The following is a 13595-nucleotide window of genomic DNA, read 5'->3' as shown; positions in this document are numbered from 1 at the left end:
TACGGACGCAGAATAGCCGCAAGGATGCGGGCGCCGCCATCCTGGCAGTCTGGCTGGCGCAATAATGCGTGAATTGTCGCAGGCTTACGATGAGGCTTTGCCAATATCCATTCGCCTGCTATAATGCGTGCATCGGGCGGCTGTAGCTCAGCTGGATAGAGTACTTGGCTACGAACCAAGGGGTCGTGGGTTCGATTCCTGCCAGCCGCGCCAGAATATGAGGGACCAGATGGAAACATCTGGTCCCTTTTTTCGTTGGCGACCCATGCAAGCGGCCGGTGTGCCAAAGGGGGTTTGCCAATTCGGGAGGTGCTGCTATAATGCGTGCCTCGGGCGGCTGTAGCTCAGCTGGATAGAGTACTTGGCTACGAACCAAGGGGTCGTGGGTTCGATTCCTGCCAGCCGCGCCAACTTTTCTTAAATGGCTCAGAAGCGATTCTGGGCCATTTTTCTTTTTCAGTTCTCTTCTCTCAGTTTTCCTGTCCGGGTAGGTATATTCTCCAGCCCGGCATGCGCGCGCGCGCACTCCTCAGAGTTCCAGCGCTGGGCTAACTCAGCAAAAACACCTAAAACACACCAACTTCTACGCTTCATTATTTAAACGGAGCTGAAATCGCACGGGCTCAGCGCCGGAAACATCCTCCTCTTTTTGTAGGACTGCGCTGACGCATTTTCAGCAAGCCGATCAAAATTTTCTACGCTACAACGCGATTAAACCGGCTTCTCCTATGAGAACCCGGCCTATAGCATAGCCCATCAGAAATATGTTGATTCGTGGAATACAGTGCACATATTGACCGTTCAATCACACTTCCACGTGCTTTTTTTTGTCGCTTTGATAGCATGAAGTTCCCCGATACTTGAAACCCAGGCTGCAGGACGCGGCTGATTCTATGCGAGGAAAGAAATGAAAAAATCTCTGATTGCTGCAATTGTGTTGGCTTCCGCTTCGTTTGGTTCGTCGGCCGTGATGGCCCAGGAAGTCGTCGGCAACTCCCCCCAGGAGCTCGAGCTGATCGACAACAGCGCCTTCTTCGGCGACACCTTCGAAGCTGATAACGAAGGTAACACCTTCGCGGACCGCTTCACCTTCACTGTCGATGGTGACGTGGGCATGAACCTCGATGCGATCATCTCGTCGATCAGCCGTAGCGCCGACGTGGGCCTGGACATCACTGGTCTGGCCCTGTATGGCGAGGACGACACCCTGATCACCAACGGCACCATGCTGCAAAGCGGCGAAATGGATGTCTGGAGCATCTCGAGCGACAACCTGGCCGCCGGCGACTATTACCTGCGCGTCAGCGGTAACCTGGTGTCGGATGCCGGCGCCTCGTTCGGTGGCGCCGTGATGCTGGCTCCGGTTCCGGAACCGGAAACCTACGGCATGATGCTGGGCGGCCTCGGCGTCCTGGGCTTCCTGGCACGCCGCCGCAAGCAAAAGCAGGCTTAATACCAGCCTGACATAGCAAAAGGACGGGAGCGCGCAAGCGCTCCCGTCTTTTTTTTCGCCTGCATCCGTAGGGTGGTCGTCCTTCAGTCCACTGGACTGAAGGACTGCCGACCGCGCGTCCAACTGTCAAGCGCACCGCCACATCGCTTGCACTGGCTGAACGCGCGGTCGGACGAGCCGACCACCCTACGACTAGCGGACTCCATTCGCTCCGATTCAGGTACGCAGCTTCTTGATGATGCTGCGGTTACCCAGGATTTCCTCGATCTGCTCGAAGCGCACCGGCTTGACCATGTGGTGGTCGAAGCCGGCTTCGAGGGCCAGCTGGCGGTCCTTTTCCTGGCCCCAGCCGGTAACGGCGATCAGCACCGTCATCGACCCGCAGGCCAGCTTGCGGATCCCGCGCGCCAGGTCGTAGCCCGACATGTGCGGCAGGCCGATGTCGAGGAAGGCATAGTCCGGGCAGAAACGCGCCGCTGCCGCCAGCGCGTCCGGGCCGTTGTGCGTGATCACCACGCTGTGGCCCATGGCCGTGAGCAGCGCGCCGATGCTGTTGACGAAGTCGACGTTGTCGTCCGCCAGCAGGATGCGGTAGGTCTCGGAGCTGATGAAGGCGGCCGGCGTGGGCTTGGCGATCGGTTCCGGATCGACCACGATCGGCAGGCGCACTACGAAGCGGCTGCCGTGGCCGAGGCCCTCGGATTTCGCTTCGATCGTGCCGCCGTGCAGTTCGACCAGCTTGCGCGCCAGCGACAGGCCGACACCCAGGCCCGCGTTGCTGCGCTCCAGCGTCGAATCGACCTGCACGAACATTTCGAACACGGTGTCGAGCATGTCGGGCGCGAGGCCGATACCGGTGTCGGCCACTTCCAGCACCAGGGTGCGGTCCTCGACGCCGGCCGTGAGCGACACGCGTCCGCCGCGGTTGGTGTACTTGGCGGCGTTGTTCAGCAGGTTCGACAGCACCTGGGCCAGGCGGGTCGCGTCGCCATGCAGGAACACCGGGCGGTCCGGCAGGTCGATCACCAGTTCGTGGCCGTGCAGTTCTATATAGGAGCGCACCACTTCGAGCGCGTCGTTGACCACCGCTTTCAGTTCCACCCGACCCATCTTGATGGTGAACTTGCCGGTGTTGATGCGTGAAACGTCCAGCAGGTCGTCGACCAGGCGCACCATCTGGCGCAGCTGGCGTTCCATGATGTCGGTGGCGCGCTGGGTCGCCTGGGCGTCGCCGCTGCGGATGCGCAGGATGTCCAGGCCAGTACGGATCGGCGCCAGCGGGTTGCGCAGTTCGTGCGCCAGGGTGGCCAGGAATTCGTCCTTCCGGCGATCGGCCACGATCAGGGCCTGCTCGGCGCGCTCGCGCACCGTCATCTCGTGTTCGAGGGTGCGGTTGGCGGCCTGCAGCGCGTCCGAGCGGCGTCCGATCTCGGCCAGCATGTCGTTGAAGGCTTCCACCAGCACCCCGATCTCGCCCTTCTCGTTGCCGGGCACGCGCAGCGTGAAGTCGCGCCGCAGCATCACCTGGCGCGCGACGTTGGTCACCGCTTCCAGCGGACGCGTGATCGAGGCCTGCAGGCGCGAGGCCACCAGGGCGGCGATCACCAGCGCGGCCAGCATCACGCCGCCCAGGATCGCGCCGTAACTCAGGACGCGGTCGAACAGGCCGTAGCGCGAGCGCAGGTAGACGGTGCCGAGCGGCTCGCCGTTCTCGACGATCGGGCGGAACACCACCAGCGCGCCCTGCTCGATGCGGTAGCCCGCCGCTTCCGGGCGCGCCGGGAGCGAGGCCTCGACGCCGGCCCTGGCGTAGGTGGCGAAGCGCTGGCCGCTGTTGGTATAGATGGCGCCGGCCTCGATCTGCGGGCGCACCCGCAGCACCGACAGGCTGCGCGTGGCGGCGGCGGTGTCGTTGAAGGACACCGCCGGGGCGGCGACGTCGGCGACGAAGTCGGCCTGGGTGGTCAGGTCGTCGACCCAGACGCGCTGGAAGGTGCGCACGTCGACCACCAGCATGGCGACGGCGGCCGACAGCAGGGCCACGATGGTGGTGGCCACCGCCATCAGAATCAGTTTGCTGCGGACCGAGCCGGAATCGTGCATGCCCATCATGCACCTCCCTTCTGCACCCGGTTCGCGACCGTCAGCAGGCGCGAACTGAGCTTCAGGTTTTTCCTGTCGGCGGCGTCGAGCGACACGTCGAAGCGCACCCGCTCGTCGATGATGCGGAAGTTGATCACGCTGCCGAAGCGCAGCCCGCCTTCGCACTCGGTCACGGTCAGGTAGGCGGCAGGCGCGGCGCGCAGCACGCGGGCGGCCCGTTCGTTGTCGCTGCCGGCCACGAACAGCAGGTGCACCGGGGGAATCGGCTCGTGCTCGCCCAGCCGGCGCACGGCGATCGGGCGCCCGGCGATCACGCGGCCGGCGGCGATGCGCGCCAGTTCGGCGGCCATGTCGTCCGAGCCCACCACCGCCAGCATCAAGGGACCGGCCGGGTCGCCAAAGGCCTGGGGCGGGAATTCGGCATAGCCGAGGAATTTGTACAGGAATGCAGCCTTGACCCGGCGCTCGAGTGCGGGCGCGCCCGCTTCGGCATACCGATCGGCGAACGCGCGCGGCGAGGTTCCCGCGGCCGCCAGCAGCAGCGGCAGTGCGAGCGCCCGGCAGGCCAGGCGGCGTCGCATTCGGTCGGGAGGAAGTGTCTTCATACTAGTCATGGGCCTTCAGAAACGCAGCGAAGCGCTGGCGAACACACTGCGTTCGGCCAGTTGACGCATGCCCGCCGCTCCGAACTCGGGGTGGCGCGCATGCAGCAGGTTACGGCCCGCGAGGGCCAGTTCGACGCCGGGGCGTGCCTGCCACGCGATCCTTGCATCGAGTTCATGATAGCCCGGCAGCGCCGGCTGCGGCAGGCGCGCGACGCGCCGCAGCAGCAGGTCGGCTGTCACGCCGCGGGCCAGGTCGTGCGAGCTGCGCAGCTGCCAGTAGCCGCGCGGGTCATTGCTCGCCAGGCCGAGCATGGCAGAGACGTCGGCGCTCTGCGGCAGCACGGCGGTGTCGACGTCCTGCAGTACCGCACCGGCCGCCAGGCGCCAGCCGCGCATCGCCTGCCAGTTGCCCCACAGTTCCAGCCCGCGCGCCCGGCCATGGCCGAGGTTGGCGAACACCGCGCCCCCTGGCCTTGGTTCCAGGGTGCGCAGGCGCTCGTAGTGGCTGTAGAACAGGGTTGCCGCAAACGACAGCGCCGCGGTGGGCTGGGCGCGGTAACCCAGTTCCAGCACCCTGGCCGTCTCCGACCCCATATCGGGGCCGCCCGCCACCAGGTAGCGCGCGCCGCCGGAGGCCGGGTCGACCAGGCGCAGGTCGCGGTCGATGCGCGCCGGGGCACGCACCGTGCGCGAGGCTGCCGTCCACAGCATGGCGCCGGGCGCATGGTCCCAGGCCAGGCGCAGATTCGGCAACAGCTCCATGCCGGTGTAGTCATTGTGCTCCAGGCGCAGCCCCGCGGTCGCGCGCAGCGCCGGCGTGAGGGCGAACTCGTCCTGGACGAACAGGTTGCCCCAGCGCAGGCGGCGCCGGGTCGGCGCGAACTGCAGCACCGGGCCGTTCTCGAAGCGGTCGCGCGCATGGCGGTAGCCGCCGCCCCAGGTCAGCGCGTGGCGCTCGTCCAGCCGGGTGGCGTACTGGGCTTCGATGTCGAAGGTATCGAGCGCGTGCTTCCCGACGCCGGGCTGTTCGCGCCGGCCCTGGTCGACCCAGGCCTGCAGGCGCAGTTCGGTGATGCCCGCCAGGCGGGTATCGAGACGGGCGACCAGGTTGGCGCCCGAGAACTCGGTACGCGGCTCGAAGCGGTAGGCACGCAGGGCGCCGGCGTGCAGGTCGCCGCTCACGCTCAGGGACTGGCTGCCGCCTTCCCAGTCGAGCCGGAAACCGGCCTGGCGCCGGCCCACGCCGCCGCCCTCGCCCGCTTCGCCGGGGGCGGCATCGGTCTCGTCGCGCTTGGCGTAGGCGCGCACGAAGGCGCCGTTGGCCAGGCGCTTGCCCTGGCGCAGGGTCGCGCCGGCATAGCGCGACCCCGCATGCACCTCGGCCAGCACGCCCTGGGTATCGGCGGCGCTGCGCGTGATGATGTTGATGACGCCGTTGACGGCATTGGTGCCCCAGATGGTGCCGCCGGGGCCGCTGATGACCTCGATCCGCTCGACGTCGGCCAGCACCACGTCCAGCGCTTCCCAGAACACGCCCGAAAACAGCGGCGAGTACACGCTGCGGCCATCGACCAGCACCAGCAGCTTGTTGGCCAGGGGCGAGGAAAAACCGCGCGCGCTGATCGCATACTCCTGGGCGCCCGTCAGCGCCACCTGCAGATTCGGCGCCAGGCGCAGCGCTTCGGGAATGCTGGTGGCGCCGGAACGGGCGATGTCGGCGCCGCTGATGACGTACACGGAGGCCGGGGCCTGGCTCAGACGGCCCTGCTGGCGCGAGACCGAGGTGACCACGATATCGGCCAGTTGCTCGAGGGAATAGTCCGCCAGCTGCTCGGCCGAGCCGCCCTCGCTGGCCGCCTGCGCAGCCGCATGCCCGCTGCCCGCGTGCAGTAACAATAGTGCCGCACAGGCGCAGGCAAGCTGGGAAGGTTTTAACATAGTTGCCATCGTAGAACATTTTCTGTCACGCACCAAGGGTGCACGATTCCCGTCAGCGCGGCGTCGCACGCACGCCACGCTCGGGTTGACAAATCTAACTCATCAATATTCTTGATGGCAGTCATTAGAAATATAAATTGGACTAATTTGCGGCAATGCAGCATCATCCTTCCTGTCTCCTCTATTCTCCTCCAAGGAAATAGATTCAGCCCGCTTCCCTGAAGCGGGCTTTTTTTTTGCCCGTTTCGCGGCAAGGTATCGCGCACGGATCGAGACGGCGGTAAGGCGGCTTTTGGTGTAGCATGGCCGCCATGTTTTCGTTCCTACAACACTTTGCCCATGCCTGAACACGATCCGCGCACCGCTGCTTCCTACGACTGGACGGGAAGCAGCCTGGGCGACCCGGCGCGCTGGCCCCTGCCCCTGCGGGTGGCCGCCGACCTGCTGCTCAATTCTCCCCTGCCGACGCTGCTCGTGTGGGGACGTGAAACGATCCTGGTCTTCAACGAAGCGTATGCCGGTCTGGCCGGCCTGGGCTGCGGCCGGGTTCCGGGCGGCTCGGTGCCTTCTGTGCTGCCGCCGCCGCTGTCGAACGCGGGTGCGGCGCTGCAGGCGGCATGGGCGGGCCAGCCGGGCGTGGTGGCAGGCGCCGTGCTGTCCTTCCGCCATGCGGACGGCCCGCAGGAACACCGCTGCGACCTGATTCTTACGCCGCTGGCGGACGGCGGCGGCGGCGTGGCTGGCGTGCATGTCCTGCTGGCGCCGCCGGCGGGCGTCGCGGCTGCCGCGGAACCGGACACGCCCGACGCCGCCATGCGCATCCTGGTGGTCGAGGACAACCTCGATTCCCAGTACCTGGTGTGCGAGATGCTCAAGGCCTTCGGCCACGAAGCGGACGGCGTGGCGCATCCGGACGACGCCCTCGAACTGCTGGCCAAGGGGCGCTACCACGTGCTGTTCTCGGACGTCAGCCTGCCCGGCATGTCGGGCGTCGACCTGGCGCGCCAGGCGCTTGCCGGCAACCCGGGCCTGAAGGTGATCTTTGCCTCCGGCTACGGCGACTCGCTGCTGCGCCACCTCGAGTTCCCCTATCTGTCGCTCCAGAAACCCTACGAGCTGGACCAGCTCCAGGATGCCCTGGCCAAGGTGGCGCGCCAGCCGGCGCCCGCCAGGTGAGGCTGGTGCCCCTGTGCCGTTGCGCTCCGGCTGGGCTACAATGGGCCGTACCAGGTCCGGGGCCGTCGTGCGCCTGCGGTCCCCATCCATGCCAGCATTGATGATACCGACTGAACCGATCGGCAGCATTCCCCGTCCGCCCGAGCTGGTCGCCGCGATCCGCGGCGGCGCCGGGCCGGACGCGCTCGCGCCCCTGCTCGACGCGGCGGTGCGCGCCACCATCGCCGCCTTCGAAGCCAGTGGATCGCCCGTCATCAGCGACGGCGAACAGGGCAAGCTCGATAACTTCTGGTGCTACCCGGTGCACGGCTGCGCCAACACGGCGCCGGACGGTTTCCACATTCCGCTGCCGGTCGGCGCCGGCGGCCGCCAGCACCGCATGCCGCGCCTGACCCATGGGCCCTTCGGCTACGCCCGCCATGCCGACGGCTTCCTGCGCGCGGCGCAACGGCACGCCACCCGGCCGCTCAAGCAGGCCGTCATCTCGCCCTCCGCCCTGTCGCTCATGTATCCGCCCGAGGGCTTGCCCGGCTACCCGCGCGAGCAGTTCCTGGAAGACCTGGTGCGCGAACACGAGACCGAGATCCGGCGCTGCCTGGAGGCGGGCGCGCACAAGGTGCAGGTCGATTTTGCCGAAGGGCCGCTGGCGATGCGGCTCGACCCCAGCGGCGCCCTGCTGGCCAGCTTCGTCCACCTCAACAACATGGCCCTGGGCCGCTTCTCCGATGCCGAGCGCGCGCTGATCGGCCTGCACGTGTCGCCTGCCGGCGTGGGCGGCGGCGACGTCGACTACGCGGACCTGCTGCCGACCCTGTTCGAGATCCGCGCCGGCAGCTTCTATATCGCCATGGCCGGGCAGCCCGATCCCGAGCGCGTGCTGCGCATCGCGCGCGACTATGCGCGCCCCGGCCAGCGCGTGTTCGTCGGCGTCACCGACCCGCGCGATGCGCGCGTGGAGAGCGCCCAGCAGGTGCGCGACCGGGTGCTGCTGGCCTCGCGCTACCTCGAGCCGGGACGCCTCGGCACCACCGACGACGCCGGTTTCGCGCCCTTCTTCGATGACGACAGCCTCAGTCGCGCCACCGCGTTTGCCAAGGTGCGCGCGCGGGTGGAAGGCACGCGCCTGGCCGCCGCACTGCTGCAGGGGGCCGCATGAGCGAGGAACACGAGCTCGAGATGATGCGTACCGCCGCCCTGCGCAACGCCCAGAGCGTGCTGGCCGCGCGCCAGCGCGCCGAGGAAGAGCTGATGGCCGCCCAGGACGCCCTGCGGCGCGCCAGCGAGCGCATGGAAAACATGCTCGAAAGCCTGTCCGACGGCTTCTGCGCGGTCGACCGCGACTGGCGCATCACCTATATCAACGGGCGCGCGCTCGACATGATCGCCGCGCTCGACAAGAGCCGCGCCGGCCTGCTCGGCAGGAATCTGTGGGAAGAGTTCGAGGACCTGCACGGCACCTCGGTGGCGGCCGACTGCCGGCGCGCCATGGAGCTGCGCGAGACCGTGGTGCGCGACTTCTATTATGTGCGCCTGCAGTGCTGGCTCGAGATGCGCCTGCACCCTTCGCCCGACGGCCTCACGCTCTACTTCCAGGACATCACCCAGCGCAAGCTCGACCAGCAGGCCCTGGTCGAGAACAACAACCGCCTGCAGGTGGCGCTGGCCGCCGGACGCCTGGGCGACTGGCGCTGGGATGCCGCGCTCGACCGCGTGATCCTGGGCCCGCGCGCGGCCGGGATCTTCGGACTGCCGGCCGAGACCCCGCTGCCCTGGCCGCAGCTGCGCGTGCGCCTGCATCCCGAACACCGCATCCAGGTGCGGCGCGCGGTGCTCAAGGCCTTCAAGGCGCGCGCCGACCTGAACATCGAATGCCGGGTCTGCCCGCCCGACAGCGGCCCCCATGCGGGCGCACGCTGGGTGGCGCTGGTCGGGCGCCCCGACTACGCCGAGCGCAAGGGCAGCGACACCCTGGTCGGGATGACCGGCGTGGTGCAGGACATCAGCGACCGCAAGGGCGCGGAAGCGACCTTGCGCCAAAGCGAGGAGCTGCTGCGCGCGCTGGCCAACACGATTCCCCAGCTGGCCTGGATGGCCGGCACCGACGGCGGCATCGTCTGGTTCAACGACCGCTGGTACGCGTACACCGGACGCACGCCCGAGCAGAGCGTCGGCTGGGGGTGGCAGCAGGTCATCGATCCTGGCGTGCTGTCCACTGTGATGGCGCGCTGGAAGGCCACCATCCACGACGGCGCGGCCTTCGAGATGGAATTCCCGCTGCGCGGCGCCGACGGCAGCTACCGCTGGTTCCTGACCCGGGTGAGCGCGGTGCGCGATCCCGAGGGTCGCGTGGTGCGCTGGTTCGGCACCAATACCGACGTCGACCAGGTCAAGCGCGTCGAGCAGGCGCTGCGCGACGAGTCGCACGTGCTGGAGCTGCTGAACAATACCGGCAGCGAGCTGGCCTCGACCCGCGACCTGCCGACCCTGCTGCGCGCCGCGACCGAAGCGGCGGCCGGCGTCAGCGGCGCCCGTCATGGCGCCTTCATCCACTACGGCCAGGACGGCGCCGCGACCCTGTTCTCGATGGCCGCCGGCAGCGAAAGCCTGGACCCGGCGACTGCCTCCGCCCTGTTCCCGCCGGCGCTGCGGCGCCAGGACTTGGTGCGGGTGGACGATCTCGCCGCCGACGCCGAGCTGTCAGGCGAAGCCTGGCATTTCGGCGCCGCCCCCGCCGGCATCCGCAGCTATATGGCGGTGCCGGTGGCGCCACGCTCCGGCGAACTGCTCGGCACCCTGTTCTTCGGCCATCCCGAGCCGGGCATGTTCACCGAGCGCAGCGAGCGCATCGTGCGCGGCATCGCCGCCCAGGCCGCGATCGCGGTCGACAACGTGCGCCTGTACGACGCTACCCGCCGCGCCGCCGAGGAACGCAAGCTGCTGCTCGAGAACGAGCGCGAGGCGCGCGCCGAGGCCGAGCGCAGCAGCCAGATGAAGGACGAGTTCCTGGCCACCCTGTCGCACGAGCTGCGCACCCCGCTGTCGGCCATCCTCGGCTGGTCGCAGGTGCTGCGCCGCGGCAGCCGCGACGGCGCCGACCTGCAGCGCGGCCTGCAGACCATCGAGCGCAATGCGCGCGCCCAGGCCCAGCTGATCGAAGACCTGCTCGACATGAGCCGCATCACCTCCGGCAAGGTGCTGCTCGACATGCAGACGATCGCACCAGCCAGCTTCATCGACGCCGCCATCGAGACCGTGCGCCCGGCGGCCGACGCCAAGCACATCGCCATCGAGAAGCGCTATGGCGCACCCGGCGCGCTGGTGGCGGGCGACAGCGGCCGCCTGCAGCAGGTGATCTGGAACCTGCTGTCGAACGCCATCAAGTTCACGCCGCGCGACGGCAGCGTGACCGTCGAAGTGGGCGAGCGCGAGGCCGAGGGCGGCAAGGTGGTGGCGGTCACGGTGCGCGACACCGGCGCCGGCATCCGCCCCGAATTCATCACCCACGTGTTCGAACGCTTCCGCCAGGAAGACGCCTCGATGACGCGCCGCCACGGCGGCCTGGGCCTGGGGCTGTCGATCGTCAAGCACCTGGTCGAGCAGCACGGCGGCACGGTGCGCGCCGAGAGTCCCGGCGAAGGCCTGGGCTCCAGTTTCACGATCGAGCTGCCGGCGGTCGAGGCGCCGGCAAGCGCCAACCGCCCGGGCAGCGGCGCGCCCGCGCCCGCGCCGACGCACGATGCAGCCGGGGCGCCGGATGCCGCGGCGGGCGACCTGACCGGGATGACGGTGCTGGTGGTGGACGACGCGCGCGACGGCCGCGAGCTGATCGCGCGTATCCTGACCGACTGCCATGCGCGCGTGCGCATCGCGGCGAGCGCGCGCGAAGCCTTCGACGCCCTGCGCGCCGACCGTCCGCACGTCCTGATCAGCGACCTGGGCATGCCCGAGGTCGACGGCTTCGAACTGATCGGCTGGGTGCGCGCCCTGCCGCGCGAACAGGGCGGCCAGCTGCCGGCCATCGCCCTGACCGCGTTCGCGCGCCCGGAAGACCGGTTGAAGGCGCTGGAGGCCGGATTTTCGACCCATATTTCGAAGCCGGTGGAGCCGGGCGAACTGATTGCGGCGGTGGCGTCGGTGGCCGCCCCGCCTGCACAATTGGTCAATGGCGGCAATCGCGTCCATGGTCGATAATGATCCTACCCGGACACGCGGCGCTGTCCTACAAGAAATTTTATGAGGTTTGTTAGACTATGAAGTGATGGGATGAGTCCATTCCAAAAGGAAATGGAACACATAACCCGACAGCATAGAAGAGAACGAGCATGCCGAGCAGACAAGACATTTTGAACGCAAAGATCCTGGTGGTCGACGACTCGCCCGACAATATCGAGCTGATGGAAGAGATATTGCGCGAGGAAGGCTACACCTGCGTCAGTTCGACGATGCTGCCGGAACAGGTATGCCCGCTGCATCGCGAGCACAACTATGACCTGATCCTGCTCGACCTGCAGATGCCCGGCCTGAACGGCTTCCAGGTCATGAAGGGCCTGAAGGAAATCGAACAGGGCGGCTACCTGCCAGTGCTGGCCCTGACGGCCCAGCCCAGCTTCAAGATCGCCGCGCTGGAAGCCGGCGCCCGCGACTTCATCAGCAAGCCCTTCGACCTGCTCGAAGTGCACAAGCGCATCCACAACATGCTGGAAGTGCGCCTGCTCTACAAGGAACTGGCACAGTACAGCCGCGCGCAGCAGGAACTGGCCCTGCACGACGCCCTCACCGGCCTGCCCAACCGGCGCCTGCTGGAGGACCGCATCGAGACCGCCCTGCAGCACGCCAACCGCAGCCACGCAAAGGCCGCGATCATGTATCTCGACCTGGATGGCTTCAAGGCGATCAACGACACCTATGGCCACGCCTACGGCGACGACATCCTCAAGATGGTGTCGCAGCGCCTGCTGGCCAGTTCGCGCAAGGAAGACACGGTAGCGCGCCTCGGCGGCGACGAATTCATGGTGGTGCTGGGCGACATTCACAGCCTGGCCGACGCCCAGGGCCCGGCCGCCAAGCTGGTCGAAGCGCTGTCCGAGCCCTACTTCATCAATGACCTGACCCTGCGCCTGTCGACCTCGATCGGCATCAGCATCTACCCGGACGACGCCGAATCGGTGGACGCCCTGATCAGCATCGCCGACTACGCCCTGTACGAAGCCAAGCGCGCCGGCAAGAACCGCTTCTGCTCGCCGGCAGCCAACCGCCAGTCGGGCGCCAAGATGCCGGCCGCGCCGACTCCGGCGCCCGCGGTGGAGATGGCGCCGCATCGGTGAACGGCGTCTGTTTGGCTGCTCACACGAACTTGGACGAAATGATGCCAGTGGCATCATTTCGGCCTTCGCCGGGAGTCATGGGCGCCAGTGGCGCGCATGACGGTTTTTCAGCAAACTAATCAATCGCGGGGCTCTAGCTCACTGCCTCAGCACGTCGTTCCGGCGAAGGCCGGAACCTAATTTTCGTCGCATCCCGCTAGATTCCAATTACTCCGCCAAAACAAACAGGCCACCGGCAGCTCCCGCCACCGATGGCCCGTCTTCAGGCTAAAAAGCGCCGGAGATCAGCGATTCCCGCCCTCGTCCTTCTGCATGTAGCGCGTCGACGGCTCGGCCGAGCGCAGCAGCTCTTCGTTGTGCGCTTCCATGGCCTGCGCATGCTGGTGGTCGCGGCTGGCGTCGACCTTGTCCGGCGCCACTTCGATGCGCGTGATGCTGGACTGGACCGCGACCGGGTCGCTGGCCGGGAAAGTCATTTCCACGGCGTCGTCCATCAGCGCTTCTTCGGCCTGCTCCTTGCTGGAAGCGCTTTCGCAGCTGGACAGGGCCTTGATGGCGATGGCGTAGTTGACGATCTGCATATTGGCAAGGTCGCCAATGGTGCGCACGCCGGCAGCGGCGAAGGCGTTCGCCTGTTGTTCGCTCACACCATTCAGGGCGCTCAGCGGCGAATTGACGAGCTCAGTAAGCGATTTACCGCGATAATCTTGATTTACGATAGAGTCGATATTCATTGTGTGTCCTTTCATGTAGGCAGCCCCGTCCTCGATCCGAGTCGGTTGAAAACTGGACGGGTTGACTATCGCACAAGCGGCGCTCCCCGTATGTGCGGCAACGTACACCGTCATAGCGCACGATTGAGATTTGCCGGTTTGCACTTTAGTTGCTCGTGATATCATTGTTTGTTATTACAGCTGTTCCTTTTACGTAACACTTTGCTTTGGTATGATTCTTTCCTGAAGGTAAAACCTTTTAGCGAAAGCACTACACACGATC

9 protein-coding genes and 2 tRNA genes are annotated in these 13595 nt (G+C 66.9%); 7 read left to right on the top strand and 4 right to left on the bottom strand.

Translation table 11 applies throughout. The features are described 5' to 3' along the window. The first annotated feature begins 136 nt into the window (after positions 1-136). From LK542_RS06640 to LK542_RS06630, 3 genes are all read left to right on the top strand, one after another. Positions 137-213 (top strand) — tRNA-Arg (locus LK542_RS06640). A gap of 120 nt (positions 214-333) precedes the next feature. Beyond that, a tRNA-Arg gene (locus LK542_RS06635) sits at positions 334-410 on the top strand. Between the two features lie 497 nt (positions 411-907). Further along, positions 908-1453, top strand: coding sequence for an FxDxF family PEP-CTERM protein (locus tag LK542_RS06630; protein WP_227801021.1), 546 nt, complete (start codon positions 908-910; stop codon positions 1451-1453). 216 nt (positions 1454-1669) lie between these two features. On the opposite strand, the gene LK542_RS06625 is transcribed toward LK542_RS06630, so the two are convergent. Genes LK542_RS06625 through LK542_RS06615 form a run of 3 tightly spaced genes read right to left on the bottom strand, consistent with a single transcriptional unit; the run spans position 1670 to position 6099 of the window. Continuing rightward, positions 1670-3565 (bottom strand): ATP-binding protein, encoded by a 1896-nt coding sequence (locus LK542_RS06625; RefSeq protein ID WP_227811277.1) that lies wholly within the window; start codon positions 3563-3565, stop codon positions 1670-1672. Next, positions 3562-4137 (bottom strand): YfiR family protein, encoded by a 576-nt coding sequence (locus LK542_RS06620; RefSeq protein WP_227811276.1) that lies wholly within the window; start codon positions 4135-4137, stop codon positions 3562-3564. Before LK542_RS06620 ends, LK542_RS06625 begins: the two co-directional genes overlap by 4 nt. A gap of 39 nt (positions 4138-4176) precedes the next feature. Next, positions 4177-6099 (bottom strand): TonB-dependent siderophore receptor, encoded by a 1923-nt coding sequence (locus LK542_RS06615; RefSeq protein ID WP_227811275.1) that lies wholly within the window; start codon positions 6097-6099, stop codon positions 4177-4179. 339 nt (positions 6100-6438) lie between these two features. On the opposite strand from LK542_RS06615, the gene LK542_RS06610 reads away from it, so the two are divergent. From LK542_RS06610 to LK542_RS06595, 4 genes are all read left to right on the top strand, one after another. After that, positions 6439-7275, top strand: coding sequence for a response regulator (locus LK542_RS06610; protein WP_227811274.1), 837 nt, complete (start codon positions 6439-6441; stop codon positions 7273-7275). A 100-nt stretch (positions 7276-7375) separates the two neighbouring features. After that, complete coding sequence (locus LK542_RS06605) at positions 7376-8431, top strand: 5-methyltetrahydropteroyltriglutamate--homocysteine methyltransferase (RefSeq protein WP_227811273.1); 1056 nt, start codon at positions 7376-7378, stop codon at positions 8429-8431. Beyond that, complete coding sequence (locus LK542_RS06600) at positions 8428-11466, top strand: ATP-binding protein (RefSeq protein WP_227811272.1); 3039 nt, start codon at positions 8428-8430, stop codon at positions 11464-11466. The genes LK542_RS06605 and LK542_RS06600 overlap by 4 nt, the downstream gene beginning before the upstream one ends. 131 nt (positions 11467-11597) lie before the next feature. Then, positions 11598-12599, top strand: coding sequence for a diguanylate cyclase domain-containing protein (locus LK542_RS06595; RefSeq protein WP_227801014.1), 1002 nt, complete (start codon positions 11598-11600; stop codon positions 12597-12599). Between the two features lie 284 nt (positions 12600-12883). Here LK542_RS06595 and LK542_RS06590 read toward each other — a convergent pair whose 3' ends face one another. Continuing rightward, positions 12884-13246, bottom strand: coding sequence for a hypothetical protein (locus LK542_RS06590; protein ID WP_373889535.1), 363 nt, complete (start codon positions 13244-13246; stop codon positions 12884-12886). Between the last annotated feature and the right edge of the window lie 349 nt (positions 13247-13595).

The sequence above is a fragment of the Massilia sp. IC2-477 genome (genome assembly GCF_020707265.1).
Classification (GTDB): Bacteria; Pseudomonadota; Gammaproteobacteria; order Burkholderiales; family Burkholderiaceae_D; genus Telluria.
The sequence above is the reverse complement of the archived record's forward strand: the minus strand, read 5'-3'. Positions and strand labels throughout refer to the sequence as shown.

Excerpts from the sequence above, each read along its gene's own strand:
- LK542_RS06620 (WP_227811276.1), bottom strand. The coding sequence starts at position 4,137 with ATGCGACGCCGCCTGGCCTGCCGGGCGCTCGCACTGCCGCTGCTGCTG.
- LK542_RS06615 (WP_227811275.1), bottom strand. The coding sequence starts at position 6,099 with ATGTTAAAACCTTCCCAGCTTGCCTGCGCCTGTGCGGCACTATTGTTA.
- LK542_RS06600 (WP_227811272.1), top strand. The coding sequence starts at position 8,428 with ATGAGCGAGGAACACGAGCTCGAGATGATGCGTACCGCCGCCCTGCGC.
- LK542_RS06625 (WP_227811277.1), bottom strand. The coding sequence starts at position 3,565 with ATGATGGGCATGCACGATTCCGGCTCGGTCCGCAGCAAACTGATTCTG.
- LK542_RS06630 (WP_227801021.1), top strand. The coding sequence starts at position 908 with ATGAAAAAATCTCTGATTGCTGCAATTGTGTTGGCTTCCGCTTCGTTT.
- LK542_RS06595 (WP_227801014.1), top strand. The coding sequence starts at position 11,598 with ATGCCGAGCAGACAAGACATTTTGAACGCAAAGATCCTGGTGGTCGAC.
- LK542_RS06610 (WP_227811274.1), top strand. The coding sequence starts at position 6,439 with ATGCCTGAACACGATCCGCGCACCGCTGCTTCCTACGACTGGACGGGA.
- LK542_RS06605 (WP_227811273.1), top strand. The coding sequence starts at position 7,376 with ATGATACCGACTGAACCGATCGGCAGCATTCCCCGTCCGCCCGAGCTG.